This is a genomic window from Streptomyces sp., from assembly GCF_031178505.1.
Lineage (GTDB): Bacteria > Actinomycetota > Actinomycetes > Streptomycetales > Streptomycetaceae > Streptomyces > Streptomyces gulbargensis.
This window is the reverse complement of the sequence record NZ_JAPSIW010000693.1, coordinates 1-3,731: the sequence shown is the minus strand read 5'-3', so window position 1 is coordinate 3,731 and position 3,731 is coordinate 1. Positions and strand designations below refer to the sequence as shown.

Annotated in this window: 3 protein-coding genes and 1 pseudogene; 1 reads left to right on the top strand and 3 read right to left on the bottom strand. The window is 70.3% G+C overall.

All coding sequences use genetic code 11. The features are described from left to right. The 3 genes from RIF68_RS30615 to RIF68_RS30605 form a co-directional block, all read right to left on the bottom strand. Positions 1–1,639, bottom strand: a 1,639-nt coding sequence (locus RIF68_RS30615) for a hypothetical protein (RefSeq protein WP_309054525.1), incomplete at its 3' end; no start/stop codon positions are given. Between the two features lie 20 nt (positions 1,640–1,659). Continuing rightward, positions 1,660–2,235, bottom strand: a complete 576-nt coding sequence (locus tag RIF68_RS30610) for a TetR/AcrR family transcriptional regulator (RefSeq protein WP_279562224.1) — start codon at positions 2,233–2,235, stop codon at positions 1,660–1,662. 209 nt (positions 2,236–2,444) lie between these two features. Next, positions 2,445–3,296 (bottom strand): enoyl-CoA hydratase/isomerase family protein, encoded by an 852-nt coding sequence (locus RIF68_RS30605; protein WP_309054524.1) that lies wholly within the window; start codon positions 3,294–3,296, stop codon positions 2,445–2,447. 165 nt (positions 3,297–3,461) lie between these two features. Between RIF68_RS30605 and RIF68_RS30600 the strand changes: the two are divergent. Further along, positions 3,462–3,731: pseudogene (locus tag RIF68_RS30600) on the top strand (hypothetical protein); the annotation flags it as partial.

Here is a 3,731-nt window from a genome sequence, read left to right as displayed (position 1 = left end):
CGGGGACGACGACGTGGCCGTCACGGATCTCGTAGCGGGTGCTGTGGGCCGGTGGGATGTCCTTCTCCACCCAGTCGGCGAGGCTGCGCAGCGCCTCGTGCAGTACACCGAGGTAGCTGACGGTGTGGGTCGGGTGTTCCTGCCGTTCGGCGTCGGCGTGCAGCGCGTTGTCGACGTACCAGAGCCGGAAATGGCCGTCGAGGGCGTCGCCGAAATGTTCGGCGGCCCGGCCGCGGTACCAGTCGGCCTGCCAGGGGAAGGCTTCCCGGTCGAGCAGGCAGGACACGACGATCATCTTGCCGGTGAACTTGCCGCCGGGTACGTGCCCGGCCGCGGCGGCGGCGAACGACGGAGCGAGCAGGAAGGGCCGTTGGGGCAGGAGCGGGGCGCCCGTGGCGTCACGGTACTGATCCCACACCGGGTACTCGGGGCCCGGCACCTGGTGGCGGTGATAGGTCTGGGCTGCGAGGAAGTTGCTGTTGTCCACGTGAACGCTGTCACCGGGACGCACACCGGTCAGTGAGTGTTCGGTGTCCGGCATGTCGACGACGGCGAGGTCGTGCCAGAAGCCTTTCAGCCTGAGCCGGGTGCCCGACGCGGCGCCGCTGGTGACCGTCAGTTCGGCCCCCAGGGTATCGGTGTCCGGCACGGACGCCAGGCGCAGCGCGAGGACGGCGTCGCCCTGGCCCGAGGCCCCCTTGAACGCCTCATCCACACCGCCCTGCGGAGCCTCCGGGGGCTCGCCGAACGGGCCGAGATCGGGAGCGTCGCGCCGCAGCAGGACGCTGGTCACCGTGCCGTCGAAGCGGAACCGGTCCCGGTGGATCGAGGAGTCGGGGTCGGCGCCGAGGTGTCCGGGTGTGGTCCAGAACTCCTCGAAGTATCCGGGATCCGCCACGACGATGTGCGGGTACAGCGTTCCGAAGGCATGTGTCCCCATGGTGCGGTGCCCGAACCAGGAGCGGATGGGGAAACCCATCCGCGTCACCTCGGTCAGCGCCGCGCTCTCCTCTGCCGTCAGGCCGGCGTGAGGGTCACCACTGCCGCCGGGTTCCACGGCGTCCACGATCCGGTCGAACTGGTGGCGCAGCAGCCGCTGGGCGTGCATCCGGACGGAGAAGACGTTCGGAGCGGCCATCGGGCTGCCGGGGACATAGGGGACGAAGCCGTCCCAGACGCCCTCGGTGTTCTCCGCGCAGCCCATCGTCCTGAAGGCGCCGCCGCTGCCGCCGTAGGCGTAACCGTAGGGGCGGTGGTCGCCGTACACCTGGCGGGCCATCACCCGTGAGTGCTCCGCGGCGGCGGCGTTCGCACGGTAGCCGGCGATGGTCGGGTCCGTGGCACCGTCGGGGGTTCCGCCGGTTCCGCCGCCGTTCGTCTCCAGGAAGTAGCCGCCCGCGCTGAAGGCGAACCCGATCCTGTCCTCCTGTCCGGTGGCGGACTGCGCCAGGTGTTCGCTCTCGGGGACCGGGGTGATGTGCTGGAAGAACCGTCCCTGATAGATCTCGGGCGGTGGAAAGTAGAGAGAGAACCGGGTGTCGGTGCCCGTGAAGCCTCCGTGCACGTAGCGGTGGGGCCGGGGTGTGTCGCGCTGTTCGTCGACGTCGATGTAGGGATGGTCGAAGGCCGGTGCGGTCATGTGTCTCTGTTTCCGTTCCATCAGAGGCCGTTGCCCGGCCGGTTGAGGGCGGCCAGTCCTTCGACCCAGTTCTGTCCTGTGAGCCGGCGGACGCCGTCCACCAGGGCCTGCCCGCAGTCGAAGCCGGGGTCGCTGAAGTGAGCGAGGACCAGGCCGTCCCAGAGTGCGAGAACCTGCCTGGCCGTCTCACGAGGCTCGAGACCGGGATGGGCCGTTCCCTCGCGCTGCCTCTTCTCCACCATGCCGGTCCACAGGCCCATCGCCCGTTCCGTCCGGCGGGCGAAGTAGTCGGCGGCCGGGTGGTTCGGCGTCGCGGCCTGGCCGCGCAGCATCACGAACAGCCGCAGTCGCCGTTCGTGTACTGACACCGCGGCGTCGGCGACGGCGCGCAGGGCGTCCAGATTCAGTGTGAGCTCTCCGTTCCCCACGGTCGCGAGGTCCAGCTGCAGGTCGTCGGAGCGGTCGAGGGCCGCGACGAGCAGGTGCTCCTTGGTCGGGAAGTGATAGAGCACCGTCGGTTCGCTCGACCCCGACCGGTCGGCGACGAGCGCGGTGGTGACTCCCTCGTGGCCCAACTCGTCCACCAGCTCCAGCACGGCGAGGGAGATACGTTCCCGGCGTTCGTGAGAGCGCTGGTAGGGACCGCGTTTCCTTGAGCGTGCGCCAGCCTCCATGAAGGCTCCGTTCTCTCAAAAACTGAGTAGAAGATAGCAATCACCACCCATATATGACAACGGGAGGGAAGAGCCTGGTTGGCTGATGCGTAAAAATTGCCTTCACTCAGGATTCGTCGAACCGCTCGGTGTCAGCGGCTCTCCGTGATCTCGTCCACCAGTCCCCAGCGCAGTGCCTCCGTCGCGGTCAGCGTGGCACCGGACAGTGTCAGGTAGGCGGTCCGTTCCCGGCCGACACGGACGGGCAGGCTCGCCGTACCCCCGGCGCCTGGGATCAGACCCATCCCGATCTCGGGCAGGCGGATCACCGTGCCGGGCGCGGCCGTCACCCGCCCGGCGAACGCCGCCAGTTCGATGCCCGCACCCACACAGGTACCGTGCAGGTGCGCGGTCACCTTGGCGGCGCAGCGCAGAAGCAGCACGGCGGGACTGCGGGCCACCCGCACCCGATGTGCCTCGGCGGTGTCCCGTGAGGTGCCGAACTCGGTGAGATCGCCCCCGGCGCAGAACGCGGGTCCGGTACCGCGCATGTCGACGCGGGTGATCGTCGGGTCGGCCGTGGCGACGTCGAGCGCTTCGCAGAGGGCGTCCCGGGTGGCCGCGTTGAAGGCGTTGCGTGCCCACGGGCGGTCGAGTACGACGTCCAGTCGGTCGCCGTCGCGGCTGAGGCGGACCGGTTGCGCCGAGGGCCGCGGCCTGCGGGGCGGGGCCGCGGCCAGCCAGGCGCGGAAGTCCGCACCGCCCTGCAGGGCCGAGTACGCGAGGGATTCGACCAGCAGCCTGTCCGGTGGGGCGAGCGCCGGCGCCATCCGCAGCACTTGGACGAGGGCGACGGAGGCGGCGGGGTGCCGTTCCACCTCGTCGGCGATGCGGTGCGCGGTGGCCCAGGGATCGGCGCACGCGACCCAGGGGCGGGGCGCGCCGGTGCCCTCGGTCAGGAGGACGTCGAAGCCGGCCGGGGCCTCACCCGGTCTGTTGGCCACCCCCACCAGAACCTGATCGTGCGCACGGGGTGGCGGTGGTGTCGAAGGGGCGAGGGCGATCACGCGGCACGGCGACTCCATGGCTGCCCAAGTGTAATCTGCTTATCTGCCAGAGAGAAGGGAATTCACGTGTCCAAGAATGACGCTCTCACTTTCGGTCCGTGGATGTCCGGCGTCGCGCCGTACCTCGTCCCGCTCCGGGCCGTCGCCGACGACCTGGAAGCCCGTACCGGCGTCGTCGCGGACCTGCCCACGGCCCTCTTCCTGCGGGCACGGCTCGCCGGGCTGCCCTCACCCGGCCGGACCTCGGCCTGCGGCTCCTGCCGACTCCTGCGGACCGCCGACGGATGGGCCGCCGTCAACCTGGCCCGACCCGACGACCACGCGTCACTGCCCGCGCTGCTGGCCCTTCTCGGCGCGCGGGACACGGACCTG